This is a genomic window from Brevibacterium casei CIP 102111 (assembly GCF_900169275.1).
Classification (GTDB): Bacteria; Actinomycetota; Actinomycetes; order Actinomycetales; family Brevibacteriaceae; genus Brevibacterium; species Brevibacterium casei.
Map to the genome: position 1 here is coordinate 316,210 of NZ_FXZC01000004.1, position 19,806 is coordinate 336,015.

Here is a 19,806-nt window from a genome sequence, read left to right on the forward strand (position 1 = left end):
GCCCAAGAGCCCCTCAGCGGTCAATGGAACCGGGGGCGGCCGCCTCGGCGGGGACGCGGATCCACTTGCGTGCTCCGACGACGATGAGGGTGATGAGGCCGAGGATGAGCAGCCCGTCGGCGGCGATGTAGACGAGATGCATGGCCGATCCGCCGTCGTCGATGCCGGCGAGCACGGCGTCCGTGCGCTGGTTGAGCAGGGGTCGGACGAATGCGACCTTGAGGATGAGCACGCCGATGATTCCGCTGGTGAGACCGCGGAAGAGCGGTCCGACTCCGTCCTTGAGGATCGCCCAGAGGAGGATGACGGCGATGACGATCTCGACCCAGTTCATCGCCGTGAACACGAGGCGGCCGATGCCCAGTCCCAGCGGGATCGTGATGCCCGGAGCCTGGAACTTCAGCGGCGCCTCGATGAGCGAGATGCCGATGATGAGACCGAGCCACACCGCCGGGAGGATGAGACGCGCCGAGGCGGCGAGCCGGGAGTCCTGGGAACCGAGAGCATTGACCATGCCTGAATTCTACGCCTCGTAGAAGTCGCGTCCTCGGCCGGCACCGCCTCGGCGACGGTAGAGGAGGATGCCGAGCACGATCGCTCCGAGGGCGAAGAACGGGGTCGAGGCGATGTCGGGAACCGAGAGGTTCGCGGTGTCGCCGACATCGCGGAGGCCGAGCCCGCGCTGGTCGACGGCGAAGAAGACGACGTTGTACCCGCCGTGGACGCCGATCGCACCCCACAGATGGCGCTGCCAGACGACGAGCAGGCCCGCGAAGATCGCATAGGAGAGGACGAAGGCGCCGTAGAGCGGGGTGAAGCCGGGGTTGCCGACGTGAATTGCGAGGAAGAAGAGCGCCTGGAGGACGACGGCGGGGCCGAGTCCGATCCACCACGAAGTCCCGCGCAGGAGCAGGCCGCGGGCGACGACCTCCTCGCCGGCGCCCTGGGCGATGTAGGTGACGAGGTAGAGCACGGCGACGACGGCGAGGACGATCCCGGAGGGGAGGGTGGCCGGCTCGGCCGGGCGCACCCATCCGCCGCTCCAGGCGATCGCTGTGCCGCCGGCGCTCACAGCCGCACCGACGAGCAGGCCGATGACCGCGGATCCCCAGCGCGGGCGGGTGACCCCGATCGCCTTCAAACCGACTCCGAGCCGCCGCCGGAGGTAGATCGCGATGATCCCGACGGTGGCGACGATCGCGACGAGGTAGCCGAGGGCGCGACCCGATCCGTCTGGGAGGGTCCACGGCTGGGTGTCGGTGATGCCGAGCGCGAGGAGCGGGAGGATGCCGATGGCGTTGAACGCGAAGCCGAACACCGAGAGGAGGCCGGCGATGACGAGGATCTCGACGACTCCGATGACTCGGCGGGTCGGGCGGGCATCGCGGGCTCCGGTGGGGACGGGGAGGCCGTGGCCAGGGGAATCTGCGGGGGAGGGGTGCTGGGAAGCGGGCATGCCACCATTGTCCTGAGTCATCGTTTGCAACCACAACTGACGGGTCGGCCGGGAGGTCGGAACGCGTATCTGGGTCGGGCCGGTGGTGCGGTCGGACCGGGCCTCTGTACCGTGCCGACGAGGCAGTCGGAACGCGGCTCGCGGCGGGGTCGACAGAGCGGTGGAATCGCGCCTTAGACTGGGCGAATGCGCCTGTTCTCCCATGCCGTCGTGCGTTCATTCGCGCCCGACGACGACCCCTCCGCGACCCCGCCCGACGCGATCCTCGTCGACGGGGAGACGATCGTCGCCGTAGGCACCCGCGATGACCTCCTCGACATCGCCGCCGCGCAGACGTCGTCGACGGCGGCGCTCGCCTCGGCGGGCGGGGTCGGGGCGACCGCGGTCATCCCGGGAGCCGCCGTCGAGGAGATCGACTGCGGGGGCCGGGTCATCCTCCCCGGCCTCATCGACGCCCACATGCATTCGGTCGCGTACGCGGATTCGCTGACGAACCTCGATCTCTCCGGTTCCCGCTCCCTCGCCGAGGCGGTCGCCGCCATCCGCGAACGTGCCCAGACGCTGCCGGTGGGCAGCTGGGTCGTCGGCGCCGGCTGGGACCTCAACCGCTGGGACGACCCGCGCTACCCCGACCGGCAGCTGCTCGACCGCGAGGTCCCCGACCACCCGGTCGCGATGTGGTCGATCGACCTGCACACGGTGTGGGCGAACGGCAGCGCGCTCGAGATCGCCGGCATCGACGACGACGCCCCTGACCCGTCCGGCGGTGAGATCGTCCGCGGACCCGACGGCGTGGCCACTGGTCTGATCAGGGAGGATGCCGCGGATCTGCTCATGCGCTACATCCCGGAACCGACGCGGGAGGAGCAGGCCGAACGGCTCGAGGCGACCCAGCGGCTCTTCCTCTCGCTCGGACTCACCGGCATCCACGACTTCGACGGAATCGCCTCGACGCTGGGGTGGAACGATCTGCGGGAGGCCGGTCGGCAGGATCTGCGGGTGACGAAGTTCCTCCGCCAGCCCGAGGTGCCGTGGGCGATCGAGACCGGGTGGGTGACCGGCGGCGGGGACGACTGGCTGCAACGCGGTGGGGTCAAGCTCTTCGCCGACGGTGCGCTCGGCTCGCACACGAGCCACATGTCCTCGCCCTATCCCGAACCGGAGCCGGCGGGCGTCGGCGTCCACGGGGCCGAGGTGCGCGAGGCCGCGGCCGAGGCGTCGGTCGGAACCGAAGACGGCGGCCCTGCGCTGCCGGTTGCCGAGTCCCACCTCAACTACGGGATAGCACAGATGAGCGAGGACGAGCTCTTCGAGCAGGCGCGGATCGCGACCGAGGTGGGTATCTCCGTGGCGATCCACGCGATCGGCGACCAGGCCAACCACCACGTGCTCAACGTCTTCGAGCGGCTGCGGCCGATCACTCTCGCCGTCGAGGAGAAGACCGGGCGGCGTCTGCGCCACCGCATCGAGCACGCCCAGTTCATCCAGCCCGAGGACGTTGCGCGCTTCGCCGAACTCGACGTCACCGCCTCGATGCAGCCGCGGCACTGCATCTCCGACCTCCATCTCCTCCACCTCGTCGACGAGTCCGCTCAGCTCGCCGCGTACGCGTGGCCGGATCTCGTGCACTCGGGTGCGCAGGTGATCTTCGGCTCGGACGGGCCGGTCGAGCATGCGAACCCGTTCGCGGCGATCTACGCGGCGATGACGAGGGCCGACATCTCCGGGGATGCGAGCACGAGCTTCCAGCCGTGGCGTCGGCTCTCGGCGGTCGAGGCGCTGCGACTGCACACGCACGCCCCTTCGGTGGCCGCCGGTCTCGGTGATCGACGCGGGTATCTGGCGCCGGGCATGGACGCGGACTTCATCGTCGTCGACGTCGACCCGTTCGTCGCTAAGGGCCTCATCGACGATGAGGCGGAGGCCGGGCCGGAGGGTCTGCTCGGCTACGAGTCCGAGGAGGCGCTCTTCGCCCACGCCGAGGCGATCCGCGAGGCGCGGGTGTTCCTCACGGTCGTCGGCGGCGAGATCAAGCACTCGGTGTAGTGGCGGGAGGCGATGTCCTGTTCGTTGCTCGGGCAGGCAGCCCGTCTGACTGCCGCAACGAGTCACATTCCGCCCGACCGATCGGTTTCCGACACCTGCCGGCCGCGACGAGTCACATTCCGCCCGATCAGTCGGAAAAAGAACCGACTGATCGGGCGGAAAGTGACTCAGACGCAGGCGTTTCGTCGACCTCGACGCGACATCGCAAGGCAGTGAGCACAGCGGGATCGCGATCGGTGGAGGTCTCAGTAGCTGCCACGCGACGGAACTCGTCCAGTGCGAACCCTGGTAACGCTCAGTCCCCGTGCTGCGCGAGCAGGCGTTCGAGACCGGCAGCGTAGCGGGCGGCCATCATCTTCTGCGCCGCAACGGACAGGGGAGCGGCCGCTTTGAGCAGGGGATGTCCCGGCAGCGAGCGAGAGGTGATCGAGACGACGAGCCGATCGTCATCGTCGATGGAGACGAGGAACGTCTGCACGCCCGACTCCAGATGCCCAGGCCGCGTGCGGTAGACGAAGCCCGCCTGCCGTTCGGTGTCGATGACATCGACGACGATGCACGAACCGACCGGGATGACGAGGTCCTCACCGCGCTGCCGCAGCGGCGGAGCCGGCCACCGCGGATTGAGCCAGAGGTCGACGACCATTCCCGGCCGCACCCGACGCTGCGGGCGGGCGATGACGCCGGCGCCCTCCTGCAACTGCCACGTGAGAATCGCTTCGCTGGCCAGCGGGAACAGCTCGGCCGGCCCGATGTCGCGGACGTGCTCGAGGTGGTTCATTGCGATCCCTTCGAAGCAGTGCGCGGCCAGGTGCCGCCGCCGGCAGAACCGGCACCCTGTCCGGCGGCGTGACGGCAGATCTCGCCATACCGTGACGCAACGCCTTCGGGATCGAGCTCACCGTCGGGCCGATACCACTGCGCCACTCCCGTGCAGATCGTCGTGATCGCTCGCGCGGCGTCCCGCGGGTACGGCGTTGAGAACACGTCGGCGTCGACGCATGCGACGACGCAGTCATCGAGAAGCATCTGCTGCCGGTCCCGGGCCGCGATGTGCGAGTCGCGTGCCTCTGTGGGGAGGCTGCGGATCTCGCTGAACGCGATGAAGGCGATGTCGGCCTGGTGCGCGTGGAAGAGGAGGAGGCACTCGACGAGGCGGTCGAACCGCGGCAGCGGCTCCTGCGGGCCGTCCGCGAGCGCCGCGGTGCTCCGCTCCCAGAGATCGGCCATGGCCAACCGGTCGATCTCGGTGAGGATCGCCTGCTTCGACGCGAAGTGGTGGTAGAGGCCGGGAACCGAGAGTCCGGCCGCCTGGGCGACCTGGCGGATCGACGTGCCGTGGAACCCGCCGCGGACGAAGCAGTCGAGAGCAGCCCGCAGCAGCGGGGGGAGGAGGGGAGTGTCGTACGTTCTCCACGGTGCCACGGCGTCATCCTTGTCTCGTGCCGGCAGGGGGATTCCGCCGACGGGCGTGCTTGGGCAGTCGCCGAAGTCCGACCCGAACGCTGCCCCGGGTACCAATCTAGTGTGCTGAGGCCGTGTTCCGTCCGAAGTCCCGGAGCCGAGTTCCGTCCGATTTCCCGGGGCCGAGTTTCGTGTGGGCGCCCGGAGAGGACTCACCCGGAGAGAATTCACTGCTGCCTGCAGCCGCGGCTCACGCGACGACGTGCGCCAAACCCTAAGACGTGTGCCACACCCTGCCACGAGCCCCAAACCCTGCGACGAGTACCAGTCGTGCCCTTGTGCCTCTCGAGGATGTGACCTAAGCTACATGAAAACCGAGCGAGCGCTCGGTCGGGCGCAGCGGCGATGTGCCGAGGTGCCCGAGACAACGGAGTGGACAACGATGACGACGGACCAGCCGATGACGGCAACTGCACCCGTGTGGACGGCGCTCTACCCCGAGACGGTCGATCCGCAGACCGATCTGCCGTGGGACTCGGTCGCCCACGCCTGGCACGACCGGGTCGCCGCACACCCGGAGGCCACAGCGATCCTCTACCGCGGCCGACGCCTGACCGTGGGCGAAGTCGACCGCGACGCCGAGGCGCTCGCCACCGGCTTCCTCGACCACGGACTCGACCGGGGCGGGATCGTGGGCATCTGCCTCCAGAACGTCCCCCAGTTCGCCGTCGCCCTCCTCGCGGCGTGGAAGATCGGCGCCGTCCCGCTCGTCCTCAACCCCATGTACCGCGGCCGCGAGCTCCGCGCCCTCATCGACGACTCCCGTGCCCTCGGGTTCATCTGCGATGCCTCCGACGCCGAGGCGGTCGCCCAGTCCCTGTCCGGGAGCTCGGTGTCGTGGATCATCACGACGACCGACGACGAGTACGCCGCTGCATGCCCTGACCCCGGCGGCGAGGCGGCGGGCCCCGGCGGCGAGGCGGTCGACGCCGTCTCGTCCGACTCCCCGTCGGCACGGACGACCCGAACGCCTCACTGGACCGAGATCCCCACGACCGGGTGGGCCGAGGTGCTCGGGACTCGTCGTCCCACCTCGGCGAGGGATGCTGAACTCCGCGACGACCTGCTCCCCGGCCTCGACGATCCGGCGCTGCTCACCTACACTTCGGGGACGACGGGACCGGCGAAGGGTGCGGTCGCCACGCACTGGAATCTGCTCAGCGTCGCGCAGACCTGCGGACAGTGGTTCGGTCTGGGCAGCGGTGATGTCATGCTCGCCGTCGCCCCGCTCTTCCACATCACCGGCGCCGTCGCGTGTGCGACGACCTCGCTCATCCATCCGATCGTCCTCGACTTCGTCGGACGCCCCGATGCGGAGAAGATCGTCACCGCAATCCGCGAGGACGGTGTGACCGTGACGATCGGGTCGATCACGGTCTTCAACGCCCTCCTCGAACATCCGGGGGCCACCTCGGCGGACTTCGGAAGCATCCGCCTCCTCTACTCCGGTGGCGCACCGGTGCCCCCGGCGACGGTCGCGAAGTTCCGGGACCGCTTCGGCCACTACGTCCACAACATCTACGGGATGACGGAGACGGCCTCGGCGGTCATCGGCGTGCCGGCGGGGATCGAGGCACCGGTCGACCAGGCGACCGACACGCTCGCGATCGGGGTGCCATTCCCCGGACTCGACGCGCGCATCGTCGACATCGCCACAGGTGAGGTCGTCACCGACGGGACCGCAGGGGAACTCCAGCTCCGCGGCCCGCAGGTCACTCCCGGTTACCTCGGCCGTCCCGACGCGAACGAGCGCGCCTTCGATGACGGCTGGCTGCGCACCGGCGACGTCGGGGTCATGGACTCCGCGGGATGGATCTACCTCGTCGACCGGATCAAGGACCAGATCAACGTCTCCGGGTACAAGGTCTGGCCACGCGAAGTCGAGGACGCCCTCTACGAACACCCGGCCGTGCTCGAGGCGGCCGTCGTCGGCCAGCCCCACGACTACCGGGGCGAGACCGTCGTCGCCTACGTCTCCCTCCGCGCCGGACAGACCGTCAGCGCGCCGGACCTCATCGCCTTCGCCCGCGAACGCTTGGCCGCATACAAGTCCCCGCGTATCGTCCACATCATCGCCGACCTCCCGAAGACCCACACCGGCAAGATCCAACGGCGACTGCTGCGGGACCAGAGACCGCCGACCGCGCCGGACGCAAACCGACCGGACGCGAACCCGCCGGAGGCGAACCCGCCCACCTCAGCCCCGACAGCCCCAGCCCCGACAGAGGAGACATCATGAGTGCACCCATCACCGGTCGCAGGTTCGAGGGGCAGGTCGCCCTCGTCACCGGAGCCAGCCGCGGCATCGGGCTCGGCATCGCCGAGCGCCTCGCCGCCGAGGGGGCGAGCGTCGTCCTCACCGCACGCAGACCCGACCCCCTCGCCGAGGCGGTCACCTCCTTCCCCGCGGGTACCGCCCTCGGCATCGCCGGAAAGTCCGATGACCCCGCGCACCGAGCCGAAGTCTTCGACACCATCGCCGAGCGGTTCGGCCGCCTCGACGTCCTCATCACCAACGTCGGGATCAACCCCGTCTACGGCCCGACGATCGACATCGACCTCGACGCCGCACGGAAGATCCTCGACGTCAACGTCATCGGCACGCTCGCGTGGGTGCAGGGCGCCGTCGGACACGCCGGCCTGCACTTCCGCGAGAACCGTGGCCGGATCGTCTCAGTCTCCTCGGTCGCCGGGGAGGTGCCGAGCCCAGGCATCGGCTTCTACGGCGTCTCGAAGGCCGCGGTCTCGCACCTCACGCGCACGCTCGCCGTCGAACTCGGACCCGACATCAGGGTCAACGCCGTCGCGCCCGCCGTCGTCAAAACGCAGTTCGCGACCGCTCTCTACGAAGGCCGGGAGGACGAGGTCGCCCAGGCCTACCCGGTGGGCCGCCTCGGCACCCCTGAGGACATCGGGGCTGCCGTCGCCTACCTCGCCTCGGCCGACGCCGACTGGATCACCGCCCAGGTGCTCACCGCCGACGGGGGACTCATCACGGCAGGAGGCACGGCATGAGCGCGCTGCCGCCCGAGGTCGAGGACATCCGGCAGCGGACCCGGACCTTCATCCGCGAGGTCGTCGTCCCGTCCGAGCCGAGGCCGGGAGCGACACTCGACGAGGCGGTCCTCGCCGACCTGCAGGCCAGAGCGAAGACCGCCGGCGTCTTCGCCCCGCACGTGCCCACGGAGTGGGGCGGCCTCGGGGTGCCCATCGAGCACTGGTCGCCGATCTTCCAGGAGGCGGGGTACTCGCCGATCGGGCCGGCGGTGCTGGGCTGCATGGCTCCCGACGAGGGCAACATGCACATGCTCGCCCGCATCGGCACCGCAGCCCAGAAGGAGCGGTACCTGCGACCGCTCGCGGCCGGCGAGGTCCGGTCGAGCTTCGCGATGACCGAACCCCACCCCGGAGCCGGATCCGATCCGGCAGCTCTGTCGACCCGCGCCGTCCGCGACGGCGAGGACTGGGTGATCACCGGCGACAAGCGCTTCATCTCCGGGGCCGAGCTCTGCGACTTCTTCATCGTCATGGCCGCCACCGGTGACGGTGATCCGGAGGAGTCCGGCGCCGAGGCGGCCGGGAGTCCCGCTGACAACGGGAGTTCGGCTGGGGCCGGGAAGCGCCGCGGTCAGGAGGCGACGATGTTCCTCGTCGACCGCAGTGCCCCGGGCGTCGAGGTCGGACGGTCGATCCACACGGTCGACACGACGATCGCCGGCGGTCACCCCTATGTCCGTTTCGAGGGCGTCCGCGTGCCCGAGTCTGCTGTGCTCGGCGAACCGGGCAAGGGGTTCGCCTACGCCCAGGTGCGACTCGCTCCCGCCCGCCTCACGCACTGCATGCGCTGGCTCGGTCTGGCCAGGCGGGCACTCGACATCGCCCTCGACCGGGCTGAGCACCGCTCCGTCTTCGGCGACGTCCTCGCCCGACAGGGACTCGCCCAGGAGCTCATCGCCGCCTCGGTCATCGACATCGAGACCTCTGATGCGATCATCGCGAAGACCTCCCTCGTCCTCGACGGCGACCAACACGAGGCGAACTCGCTGTCGTCGATCGCGAAGGTCCACTGCTCGGAGGCCATCTATCGTGTCATCGATCGGGCCGTCCAGCTCACCGGCGGCGACGGGATCTCCGACGAGCTGCCGCTCATCCAGTACCTCAACGAAGTGCGGCCCTTCCGGATCTACGACGGATCGACCGAGACCCACAAGTTCGCGATCTCGCGCCGAGCGTCCTCGCGCCGCCGCAAGGAGGTCGCCGCCGGCGCCCCGCGCCTCGACGTCGTCGCCGGCCCGCGGACGGAAACCGAGGAGGACGCGCGATGACCGCCCAGCTCGTCGACGTCGTCGAGACCTCAGCCGAAGCCGCGGCCCTCGACATCCCGCCGCTGCTCGTCCTCGACGCGCTCGCGCGCCACCTCGACGATCGCGGAATCGGCACCGGTCCCATCCGCTGGGAGCGGATCGGTGAGGGCCAGTCGAACGTCACCTACCGGATCCGCCGCGACGGCGCCGACGTCGTGCTCCGGCGCGGACCCCGACCGCCCCTTCCCCGGTCGACCCACGACATGGTCCGCGAGGCACGCATCCAGAACGTGCTGCGCGGCCAGGGAGTCGCGGTGCCGCAGATCATCGACGTCTGCGAGGACGAGACCGTCCTCGGCGTCCCCTTCTACCTCATGGACTTCGTGCCCGGAACCGTCGTCACCGACACTTTGCCGGAGATCCTCGCCCCCGCCGAGGCGCGGCAGGCGTTCGGGGAGGAGCTCGTCGACCAGCTCGCCTCCCTCCACGACGTCGACACCACCGCTGCCGAGGTCGCCGCCCTCGGGCGCCCCGAGGGTTACCTCGAACGCCAGGTCGCGCTCTTCTCCACACTCTGGGAGAAGAACACCCGGCGTGCGCTGCCCGCGGTCGGCCGCCTCGGCGAGTGGCTCGAGGTCAACCGGCCGGAGACTCAGCGTCATTCCGTCGTCCACGGCGACTATCGGGCGGGGAACGCGATGCTCGCGCCGACCGCGCCGGTGCGGGTCACGGCGATCCTCGACTGGGAGATGTCGACGCTCGGGGATCCGCTCGCCGACCTCGGATACTTCCTCGCGACCTACACCGATGGGCGGCATCCGCGCACGGTCATGGACCTCACCCCGGTGACCTCCGGGCCGGGATTCCCCGATCGTGCCGAGCTCACCGCGCGCTACCGGGACCGGACGGGACTCGATCTGACGAGTCTGCCCTGGTACCAGGCGCTGGCGCTGTGGAAGGCCGCGATCTTCTCCGAGGCGATCTACACCCGGTGGCTCGCCGGGGAGGCTCCCGCTGCAGGGGGTTTCACCGGGGCGCTCGAGCAGGGAGTGCCGGCCCTCCTCGACGTCGCAGGGGAGGTGGCGGCGACTCTCAAATAGGCGGCCGAGCCGCTGACGACCCGGCCGCCCTGCGCCTCTGGGGGCAACCGCCCCCGCCCCGCGGCCACGCGACCCCGGGGCGAGGTTCCCTCCTCGAGTGCGCCCGATTTCGACCCGATTCCGCCCCCGATCCCGACCCGATTCCGGGGTCGACTCCGCCCGATTCCGCACCCGAATCCGAACCCGAACCACCCGCTGGGCCGCCTCCCTCGGTCACGGCGAACCCACCTACCCACCACCACCCAGCACGGGAAAGGCAGACATGACTGCACAGACGACAGGGACGATGGTGACCCTGCGCGAGAAGCGGCGATCGGTCGTCGCGAGCACCGTCGGCAACATCCTCGAATGGTACGAGTGGAGCGCATACGCGGTCTTCACCCCTTTCATCGCCGCTGCGATGTTCGACAGCGACGATCCGGTCTCAGCGGTGCTCGCGACCCTCGGCGTCTTCGCCGTCGGCTTCCTCATGCGCCCGCTCGGCGGCATCGTCTTCGGACGCATCGCCGACCGCAGGGGACGCAAGTTCGTCCTCATCACGACGATGCTCATCATGGCGGCAGGCTCCTTCCTCATCGCGGTCATGCCTGGGTACGCGCAGATCGGGGCGGCAGCGTCGTTCGTCCTCCTCATCGTCCGCGTGGCCCAGGGCTTCGCCCACGGCGGGGAGTCGGCGACGGCGAACTCGTACATCGCCGAGATCGCCCCCGCCCACCGCCGCGGCCTCTGGGGCAGCATCGTCTTCGCCGCGATCTTCGGCGGTTCGGTCCTCGCCTACACCGTCGGCGGTGCCGTGACGAACCTCTTCCCCGAATCCGCGGTCACCGACTGGGCCTGGCGAATCCCGTTCGCCCTCGGTGCCCTCCTCGCCCTCGTCGCACTGTGGATGCGGCGGGGCATGATCGAAAGCGAGGTCTTCGCGGCCGAGGACGCCACCCTCGCCGAGGCGGCCGCCGACACCGCCGACCCGACCCCGGCGCTTCCTCCCGCCCTCGACCGCCGCCGGGTCGCCCGGTCGATCGTCCTCGTCGTCCTCATGACCGCCGGCATCACCGCCGCCCACTACACGTGGTCGTCGTACGCCTCGACGCTCGCCATCACCGAACGCGGGATGGATCCGCAGGCCGCCTACTGGGCGACGGTCGGTGCGCAGGTCATCGCACTCGTCTCGCTGCCGTTCTGGGGAGCCCTGTCGGATCGGATCGGTCGGCGCCCCGTCCTCATCGGATTCGGGGTGCTCATGGCGGCCCTCCAGTACCCGCTCATGGGGATGATCACCTCGGCAGGATGGACGCTCTTCCTCGCCTCGTCGATCGCTCTCCTCGTCGTCGCGATGGCCGGAGCCCTGCTCTCCGCGGTCCTGTCCGAGGCGTTTCCGACGACCGTCCGCACGCAGGGCATCGGCTTCGCCTACTCGATCTCCGTCGCGGTCTTCGGCGGGACCGCGCCCTACCTCAACGGACTGTTCAATTCGTTCGGACTGCCGTGGCTCTCGAGCGGGTGGGTCATTCTCCTGTGCGGCTGCACGATCGCCGCCGTCGCGCTCCTGCCGGAGACGAAGGGCACGGACCTCGCCGAGGTGTGAGTCCCGAGCAACCCTCCGGGCGCTCGGCAACCCGGCGCAGGGTTGCTGAGCGCCCGGAGGGTTGCCGGCAGCGGTCGCCCCCGCCACCTCGCCGGTTGTCGCCGAGTGCGCCATGCCACTAGAATGAATGCGGACAATTTCATACGCCGTTAAGACATGACGTGGGAGAGCTGCCCGGTCTCCGCGATCGCTCCTCGGACACCCTCCGAGCCTGCGACCCGGACCGCAGTGCAGCGCCGTAGGTGCAATTCCCTCCCCGGGAAACTCTCAGGCCCAGTACCACCGATTGCAGGCATATCTGGAGGACCGCTTCCTCGCAGCATCCCGTGCCGCGAGCTCGTGATCCGACAGATCGGGGAGGACCCTCACTGTTCAGTGCGTCCTCCACAGGTGGGCGCGACACCGATCAAGGACGGCCATGACCAGTTCACTCGCCCACACCACGCAGGCCACCGGGGACACGGCGCGGCCGTTCTCCGACCGCCACATCGGTCCCCGTGCCGACGACACCGAGGCGATGCTCGCCGAACTCGGCTACGAGTCCCTCGAAGCGCTCTCGACCGCCGCCGTCCCGGCCACCATCCAGATCGACGGCCTCGACCTGCCCACCGGCAAGTCCGAGTCCGAGGTGCTCGCCGACCTCCGCAATCTCGCCTCCCAGAACGTCATGCGCACGCAGATGATCGGCCAGGGCTACTACGACACCGTCGCCCCCGCCGTCATCCGCCGCAACCTCGTCGAGAACCCCGCCTGGTACACCGCGTACACGCCCTACCAGCCGGAGATCTCGCAGGGACGCCTCGAGGCCCTGCTCAACTTCCAGCAGGTCGTCCAGGACCTCACCGGCCTCGACATCGCCAACGCCTCCCTCCTCGATGAGGCCACCGCCGTCGCCGAGGCGGTCCTCCTCATGCGTCGGTCCGTGAAGAAGGGGTCGACGGTCGTCCTCGACTCCGAGCTCCATCCGCAGGTCATCGCCAACGTCCACGTCCGCGCCCGGGCACTCGAATTCGACGTCGTCGTCGCCGACCTCTCGCAGGGACTCGTCGGCGAGGACATCTTCGGCATCGTCTGCGCCCAGCCCGGCACCACCGGCGTCATCCGCGACCTCTCGGCAGCCGTCGAGGGCGCCCACGAGCGCGGTGCCCTCGTCACCTTCGACACCGACCTCCTCGCCCTCACCCTGCTCAAGGATCCGGGCTCGCAGGGTGCGGACATCGCCGTCGGCTCGGCTCAGCGCTTCGGCGTGCCGCTGTTCTTCGGCGGACCCCACGCGGCGTTCATGGCCGTCAAGGACTCCCTGCAGCGCCAGCTCCCCGGCCGCCTCGTCGGCGTCTCGAAGGACGCTCAGGGCAAGCCCGGCTACCGGCTGGCCCTGCAGACCCGCGAGCAGCACATCCGCCGTCAGAAGGCGACGAGCAACATCTGCACCGCCCAGGCCCTGCTCGCCAACGTCGCCTCGATGTACGCCGTCTTCCACGGCCCCATCGGGCTTACCCGCATCGCCTCCCGCATCCACCGCCTCGCTGAGGCGTTCGCCGCTGCCGCTGACACGGCCCCCGGCGCCGAGGTGAAAAGCTACGACTTCTTCGACACCGTCGCCCTGCGCGTGGCCGACGCCGAAGCGGCCCGCGTCGTCGCCGAGGCCGCCGGATACAACATCCGCGTCATCGACGAGACGACGATCGGCGTCTCCTTCGGCGAATCCCACACCGTCTCCGACGCCAACGGACTCCTCGAAGCCCTCGGCATCATCGCCCGGATCGGCGAGGACGACTTCGCAGCCGCCTCGGCGGGGACCTTCGGACCCAACCAGGTGCCGGAACCGCAGTTCGCCTCCGACCTCCACCGCGACACCGAGTTCCTCACCCACCCGGTGTTCAACACGCACGGCTCCGAGACGTCGATGATGCGCTACCTGCGCACGCTGGCCGACCGCGACCTCGCACTCGACCGGACGATGATCCCGCTGGGCTCGTGCACGATGAAGCTCAACTCGGCCATCGAGATGGAACCGATCACGTGGCCCGAGTTCGCGACCATCCACCCCTTCGCCCCCATCGAGCAGACCCAGGGATGGCGCACCCTCATCGGCCGCCTCGAGGACTCCCTCGTCGAGGTCACCGGTTACGATCGCGTCTCCCTGCAGCCCAACGCCGGTTCGCAGGGCGAGTTCGCGGGCCTGCTCGCGATCCGCCTCTACCACCGGGAGAACGGCGACCCGCAGCGCACCGTCTGCCTCATCCCGCAGTCGGCGCACGGGACGAACGCCGCCTCCGCCGTCCTCGCCGGACTCGACGTCCAGGTCGTCAAGACGACCGACGGCGACGGTTCGATCGACCTCGACGACCTCGATGAGAAGATCGCCAAGCACGGTGATCGGCTCGCCGCGATCATGATCACCTACCCGTCGACGCACGGCGTCTTCGAGTCCGATGTCCGCATCGTCTGCGACAAGGTCCACGCCGCCGGCGGTCAGGTCTACGTCGACGGTGCCAACCTCAACGCGCTCGTGGGACTCGCCAAGCCCGGCGACTTCGGCGGCGACGTCTCCCACCTCAACCTCCACAAGACCTTCTGCATCCCGCACGGCGGCGGCGGCCCCGGCGTCGGACCGGTCGCGGTCCGCGAGCACCTCGCCCCGCACCTGCCCGGCAACCCGGTCAATCCCGACCTCGTCTCCGGCGACATGTCGACGGTCGACCTGCCGGTCTCCGGCTCGCTCTACGGTTCTGCCGGCGTCCTGCCGATCAGCTACGCGTACCTCGAGCTCATGGGCGGCGAGGGACTGCGCGAAGCGACCCGGGCGGCCCTGCTCGGTGCGAACTACATCGCGAAGAAGCTGGGTGACTGCTATCCGGTCCTCTACTCGGGAGAGAACGGGCTCGTCGGCCACGAGACGATCCTCGACCTCCGCGAGATCACGGCGAAGACCGGGGTGACCGCCGAGGACGTCGCCAAGCGCCTCATCGACTACGGCTTCCACGCGCCGACGCTCGCCTTCCCCGTGCCCGGCACCCTCATGGTCGAACCGACCGAATCCGAGGACAAAGCCGAACTCGACCGGTTCATCGAGGCGATGCGCAGCATCCGCGCGGAGATCGACGCGATCGGCACCGACTACAGCTACGAGGAGTCCCCGCTCAAGGCCGCTCCGCACCCGGCGACCGTCGTCATGGACGACTGGGACGGCAAGTACACCCGCGAGACCGCGGTCTTCCCGGTTCCCGGCCTCACCCTGTCGAAGTACTTCCCGCCGGTGAGCCGCATCGACGGCGCCTACGGCGACCGCAACCTCGTGTGCTCGTGCCCGCCGCCCGAGGCCTTCGAGATGACCGAGACCACTGAGACCACCGAGACCGAGGCCGCCTGATGACCGCTGAGATCAAAGAGACCCCGCTCCACGACACCCACGCGAAGCTCGGCGCGACGTTCACCGACTTCGGCGGCTGGGACATGCCGCTCAAGTACGGCTCCGAACTCGCCGAACACCGCGCCGTGCGCGAGGCCGCCGGCATCTTCGACCTCTCCCACATGGGCGAGGTCCGCATCACCGGTGCCGGTGCCGCAGCCTTCCTCGACTACGCGCTCGTCGCGAAGTACTCGTCGATGAAGGTCGGGAAGGCGAAGTACGGAGTCATCGTCAACGAGCAGGGGTATCTGCTCGACGATCTCATCACGTACCGCCTCGGCGAGGAGGAGTTCCTCATCGTCCCCAACGCCTCGAACACGCCTGCCGTCGTCGAGGCCCTGCAGGACCGTCTGCAGACCTTCCTCACCGAGGTCGAACCCGGCGCCGACGTCCGCATGTTCGACGAGTCCGGGGACACCGCGCTCATCGCGGTGCAGGGACCGCACTCGCAGGCCATCATCCTCGCCGCCCTCGACGAGGGTGCCAAGGGGGAGTTCGGGCCGCGGACGACGACGAGCGACGAGGATCCCTCCGGGACGATCACCGTCGGCGAGGCCGTCGACCAGCTCGGCTACTACGCGTGGATGCCGCTGACGATCGCCGGCATCGACCTCATCCTCGCCCGCACCGGCTACACCGGTGAGGACGGGTTCGAACTCTACGTGCCCAACATCGGGGCCGAGCGCCTGTGGGACACGCTCGTCACCGCCGGTGCCGACCACGGGCTCGTGCCCTGCGGTCTCGCGGCGAGGGACTCGCTGCGCCTCGAGGCGGGCATGCCGCTCTACGGCAACGAGCTCACCCTCTCGACGACCCCGTACGACGCGGGCCTCGGCCGGATGATCGGGTTCAAGACCAAGGGTGAGTTCGTCGCCCGGGACGCGCTGGCCGCCCTCGGGGAGACCGAACCCGAGCGCATCCTCGTCGGCCTCACCGCGACGGGACGTCGCGCTGCCCGGTCGGGTTCGGTGATCCTCTCCGACGGCGCCGAGGTGGGTGTCGTCACCTCGGGACAGCCCTCCCCGACGCTCGGCCATCCCATCGCGCTCGCGTACCTCGACCGTGGCCTGGCGGTGCCGGGCACCGAGGTCGAAGTCGACATCCGCGGCAAGGCCCACGAGTTCACCGTGGTCGAGCTGCCGTTCTACCGGCGTTCGGAAAACTGACCTGTCGGAACCGGTGAGACTTGCCCGCGCGGCTCGTACACTGGTCACACCTGCTCGCCACAACCGCTGTTCGACAGCAGAAAGGGAAGATCATGGCTGATCTGCCTGCACTTCCGAAGGACTTCTCGTACTCCGCTGAGCACGAATGGGTCAACCAGGGCCCCGACACGATCGCCGGACAGACCGTGAAGATCGGCATCACCGCCGTCGCCGCCGATGCCCTCGGCGAAGTCGTCTACCTCGATCTGCCGAGCGTCGGCGACGGCGTCAAGGCCGGCGAGACCTGCGGCGAGGTCGAGTCGACGAAGTCGGTCTCCGACCTCTACTCGCCCGTCGGCGGCGAGGTCACCTCGATCAACCAGAAGGTCCTCGACTCTCCCGGGCTCGTCAACTCCGATCCCTACGGCGAGGGCTGGCTCTTCGAGGTCAACGTCGACGAGGTCGGTGTCGTCATGGACGCCGACAGCTACGCGAAGAACAACTCGCTGTAGACCAGCAGGGTGGGTGGGACGCCGCAGCGCCCACCCCACCGTGCGGAACCCGTGCCAGGCGGCCCCAGCGCCGTCGGAAGCGGGTTCTGCGAACCGAAAACGACAGGGTCGGTCATATCCGCAAGCGTCCGGATGCGGCCGACCTTGTCGTTCCCGCACATGACCGTTCCAGGGAAGGACACCATGCCTCTGAGCGTCTTCGACCTCTTCACCGTCGGCATCGGCCCGTCGAGCTCCCACACCGTGGGTCCGATGCGCGCGGCCGCGAGCTTCCTCGACCTCCTCGGCGAGAAGCTCGAGTCCGTCGCGAGCATCCGCGTCGACGTCTTCGGTTCCCTGGCTGCCACCGGTGCCGGTCACGGGACCTTCGACGCGATCCTCCTCGGCCTCGAGGGGTGCCGTCCCGACACGGTCGAGGGCAACGAGCTCACCGCCCGCCGCACCCGGATGGCCGAGACCGGCGAGATCATCCTCGGCGACTCCACCGGCCACGGCGTCGAGCTCCCCTTCACCGAGGCTGACATGGTCAAACGCCCCCTCACCGTCCTTCCCCGGCACACGAATGCGCTCACCCTCGCCGCCTTCGACGAGGCGGGGGAGACCCTGGCGGAGGAGACGTACTACTCCGTCGGCGGCGGATTCGTCACCTCGGAGACCGAGTTCGTCGAGAAGGAGAGGGCCGCCGAGGCGGTCGTGACCACCGAGGCCGCCCTCGTCGAGGACGCCGACGAAGGGTTCGACGACGAGGTCGACGACCCGTCGAACGCCGACGAGGACCAGGAGTTCGCCGTCGCCGAGGCAGTCATCGACGCCGAACTCGAAGCCGCCAGCGAAGAGCTGCCCTACCCGTTCCACTCCGCCGCCGACCTCCTCGAGCAGTGCCGGAAGAACGAACTCTCGGTCGCAGAGGTGATGCTCGGCAACGAGCTGACGATGCGCGACGACGACGAGATCCGTCACGGGCTCCTCCACATCTACTCGGTGATGGAGGAGTGCGCGGCGAATTCGCTCGACCGCTCCGGGCATCTGCCAGGGGGCCTCAAGGTGCGCCGGCGCGCGCACGACTGGTACCTCAAGCTCAAGGCCGAGGACCCCGACCGGGATCCCCGCTACTACCTCGAGTGGGTCAACCTCGTCGCGATGGCCGTCAACGAGGAGAACGCCTCGGGCGGCCGGGTCGTCACCGCCCCGACCAACGGTGCGGCCGGCATCATCCCCGCCGTCCTCCACTACGCGCTCAACTACGTCGACTCCGTCGTCGACGGGGGAGAACGCGCGAAGCACGAGGCGATCATGACCTTCCTCCTCACCGCCGCCGCGATCGGCGTCCTCTATAAGGAGCGGGCTTCGATCTCCGGCGCCGAGGTGGGCTGCCAGGGCGAGGTCGGATCCGCCTCGTCGATGGCCGCCGGAGGACTGGCCGCCGTCATGGGCGGCACCCCCGAGCAGGTCGAGAACGCCGCCGAGATCGCGATGGAGCACAACCTCGGACTCACGTGCGATCCGATCGCCGGGCTCGTCCAGGTCCCCTGCATCGAACGCAACGCGATCGCCGCGGGCAAGGCGATCAACGCCTCCCGGATGGCGCTCTGGGGCGACGGACAGCACCGGGTCAGCCTCGACGAGGTCATCGAGACGATGCGCCAGACCGGTGCGGACATGAGTTCGAAGTACAAGGAGACAGCGCTCGGCGGACTCGCCGTCAACGTCGTCGAGTGCTGATCCGCGCGGGCACCTCGGCGACCGTCCGCGGCCGTCGACGACCGTCCGGCCAAGTTCGACGACTGTCCGGAGGAGGATCGAGTTCGAGAACGGGTCGATTTTCGCATCGGATCCTCCTCGGGAGGGGCCGCCCCTGAGGAGAGCGGCCCGTCCGGGGATCGGGCGGGCGTCTCGGTGACGCCGCCGGCCGCTCCCAGCGCCTGGAACTCGAGTTCCATGTCACGATAAATGTAACGAACCGATAACGAAGACGTCCGCCGAGGCGGCCTCGACGACTCGATCCGGCGATCCCCAGAGATGCTCTGGGGAAGCTCCGCTGCGCTCGCGGCGCGATCGTCGTGACATCCCCGACTACGACGGGGCGAATCGGGGGTGAAATCGCCGAGGCGAGATTGACGCTGGAAGTCATCTCGTTAGGTTGGTGGGCGTGAGAAACGCACTCGCTCAACCGAAGACGGAAACCGACGTTCGGACTCCCTCGCTGGAGGACGGACAGCATCTGTGGCGGCTGGCGAAGGATTCGGCCGTCCTCGATCTCAACTCCTCGTACTCGTACCTGCTGTGGTGCCGGGACTTCGCGGACACCTCGGCGATCGCGTGGATCGAGAACGAACCCGCAGGGTTCGTCACCGGGTACACGCGACCCGAGTCACTGGACACCCTGATGATCTGGCAGGTCGCCGTCTCCGAGCGCTTCCGCGGCCGCGGGCTGGCCTCGACGATGCTCCACGCACTCGCCGACCGGACCGGTGCCCTGCGCCTGGAGACGACGATCACCGACGACAACGCGGCCTCGAACCGCCTGTTCCAGGCCTTCGCCGAGCAGCGCGGAGCCGGCTTCGACCGGCGGCCGCTCTTCACCCCGGACCTCTATCCGGACGGCCACGACACCGAATACCTCTACGAGATCGCCCCGCTCTGACCGCGGAGGGGTGGCGCACACCTCGCCGAGGCGGTGGTCTGGAACGCTCCGACCGCCTCGGCGACCATCCACGCACCATTGCCGGGCCCGACGCCCGCACCCGCAGACGACCGGCGACCCGTCGGCCTGCATCAGCAG

At 69.3% G+C, this 19,806-nt stretch carries 15 protein-coding genes and 1 riboswitch; of the genes, 11 read left to right on the forward strand and 4 right to left on the reverse strand.

Annotated features, from left to right (window positions below; translation table 11 throughout):
* Window positions 1–13 precede the first annotated feature (13 nt).
* The gene (locus tag BC102111_RS11315; RefSeq protein ID WP_101624363.1) at window positions 14–514 is read right to left on the reverse strand and encodes a hypothetical protein; all 501 of its coding nucleotides are present in this window, start codon (window positions 512–514) and stop codon (window positions 14–16) included.
* 9 nt (window positions 515–523) lie between these two features.
* Complete coding sequence (locus BC102111_RS11320) at window positions 524–1,456, reverse strand: CPBP family intramembrane glutamic endopeptidase (RefSeq protein WP_180960626.1); 933 nt, start codon at window positions 1,454–1,456, stop codon at window positions 524–526.
* A gap of 186 nt (window positions 1,457–1,642) precedes the next feature.
* On the opposite strand from BC102111_RS11320, the gene BC102111_RS11325 reads away from it, so the two are divergent.
* Entirely contained in the window at window positions 1,643–3,502 is a 1,860-nt protein-coding gene (locus tag BC102111_RS11325) for an amidohydrolase (protein ID WP_101624365.1), read from the forward strand.
* Between the two features lie 295 nt (window positions 3,503–3,797).
* On the opposite strand, the gene BC102111_RS11330 is transcribed toward BC102111_RS11325, so the two are convergent.
* Together BC102111_RS11330 and BC102111_RS11335 are read right to left on the reverse strand one after the other, a co-directional pair.
* Window positions 3,798–4,283: a DUF1990 domain-containing protein gene (locus tag BC102111_RS11330; RefSeq protein WP_063250449.1), complete on the reverse strand. Its 486-nt coding sequence runs from the start codon at window positions 4,281–4,283 to the stop codon at window positions 3,798–3,800.
* Window positions 4,280–4,927, reverse strand: a complete 648-nt coding sequence (locus tag BC102111_RS11335) for a TetR/AcrR family transcriptional regulator (protein WP_063250450.1) — start codon at window positions 4,925–4,927, stop codon at window positions 4,280–4,282. The genes BC102111_RS11330 and BC102111_RS11335 overlap by 4 nt, the downstream gene beginning before the upstream one ends.
* Window positions 4,928–5,366: 439 nt before the next feature.
* Between BC102111_RS11335 and BC102111_RS11340 the strand changes: the two genes are divergently transcribed.
* The 10 genes from BC102111_RS11340 (at window position 5,367) to ectA (ending at window position 19,668) form a co-directional block, all read left to right on the forward strand.
* Entirely contained in the window at window positions 5,367–7,205 is a 1,839-nt protein-coding gene (locus tag BC102111_RS11340) for a class I adenylate-forming enzyme family protein (RefSeq protein WP_223289981.1), read from the forward strand.
* On the forward strand, window positions 7,202–7,981 hold the full coding sequence (locus BC102111_RS11345; protein WP_095375121.1) for an SDR family oxidoreductase: 780 nt from the start codon (window positions 7,202–7,204) through the stop codon (window positions 7,979–7,981). The genes BC102111_RS11340 and BC102111_RS11345 overlap by 4 nt, the downstream gene beginning before the upstream one ends.
* Window positions 7,978–9,291, forward strand: coding sequence for an acyl-CoA dehydrogenase family protein (locus tag BC102111_RS11350; protein ID WP_063250453.1), 1,314 nt, complete (start codon window positions 7,978–7,980; stop codon window positions 9,289–9,291). Before BC102111_RS11345 ends, BC102111_RS11350 begins: the two co-directional genes overlap by 4 nt.
* Entirely contained in the window at window positions 9,288–10,370 is a 1,083-nt protein-coding gene (locus BC102111_RS11355; protein WP_063250454.1) for a phosphotransferase family protein, read from the forward strand. Before BC102111_RS11350 ends, BC102111_RS11355 begins: the two co-directional genes overlap by 4 nt.
* 262 nt (window positions 10,371–10,632) lie before the next feature.
* Complete coding sequence (locus BC102111_RS11360) at window positions 10,633–11,955, forward strand: MFS transporter (RefSeq protein WP_232252548.1); 1,323 nt, start codon at window positions 10,633–10,635, stop codon at window positions 11,953–11,955.
* 152 nt (window positions 11,956–12,107) lie between these two features.
* Window positions 12,108–12,247, forward strand: a riboswitch (glycine riboswitch).
* 126 nt (window positions 12,248–12,373) lie between these two features.
* Entirely contained in the window at window positions 12,374–15,328 is a 2,955-nt protein-coding gene (gene gcvP / locus BC102111_RS11365) for an aminomethyl-transferring glycine dehydrogenase (protein ID WP_101624367.1), read from the forward strand.
* Window positions 15,328–16,533 carry a glycine cleavage system aminomethyltransferase GcvT gene (gene gcvT / locus BC102111_RS11370; protein ID WP_101624368.1) on the forward strand — a complete coding sequence of 402 codons (1,206 nt, stop codon included), beginning with the start codon at window positions 15,328–15,330 and terminating at the stop codon, window positions 16,531–16,533. The genes gcvP and gcvT overlap by 1 nt, the downstream gene beginning before the upstream one ends.
* 92 nt (window positions 16,534–16,625) lie before the next feature.
* Window positions 16,626–17,024, forward strand: coding sequence for a glycine cleavage system protein GcvH (gene gcvH, locus BC102111_RS11375; protein ID WP_009377400.1), 399 nt, complete (start codon window positions 16,626–16,628; stop codon window positions 17,022–17,024).
* Between the two features lie 183 nt (window positions 17,025–17,207).
* Window positions 17,208–18,746 carry an L-serine ammonia-lyase gene (locus BC102111_RS11380; RefSeq protein ID WP_095375119.1) on the forward strand — a complete coding sequence of 513 codons (1,539 nt, stop codon included), beginning with the start codon at window positions 17,208–17,210 and terminating at the stop codon, window positions 18,744–18,746.
* 427 nt (window positions 18,747–19,173) lie between these two features.
* Window positions 19,174–19,668: a diaminobutyrate acetyltransferase gene (ectA, locus tag BC102111_RS11385; RefSeq protein ID WP_308297886.1), complete on the forward strand. Its 495-nt coding sequence runs from the start codon at window positions 19,174–19,176 to the stop codon at window positions 19,666–19,668.
* The last annotated feature ends 138 nt before the right edge of the window (window positions 19,669–19,806 follow it).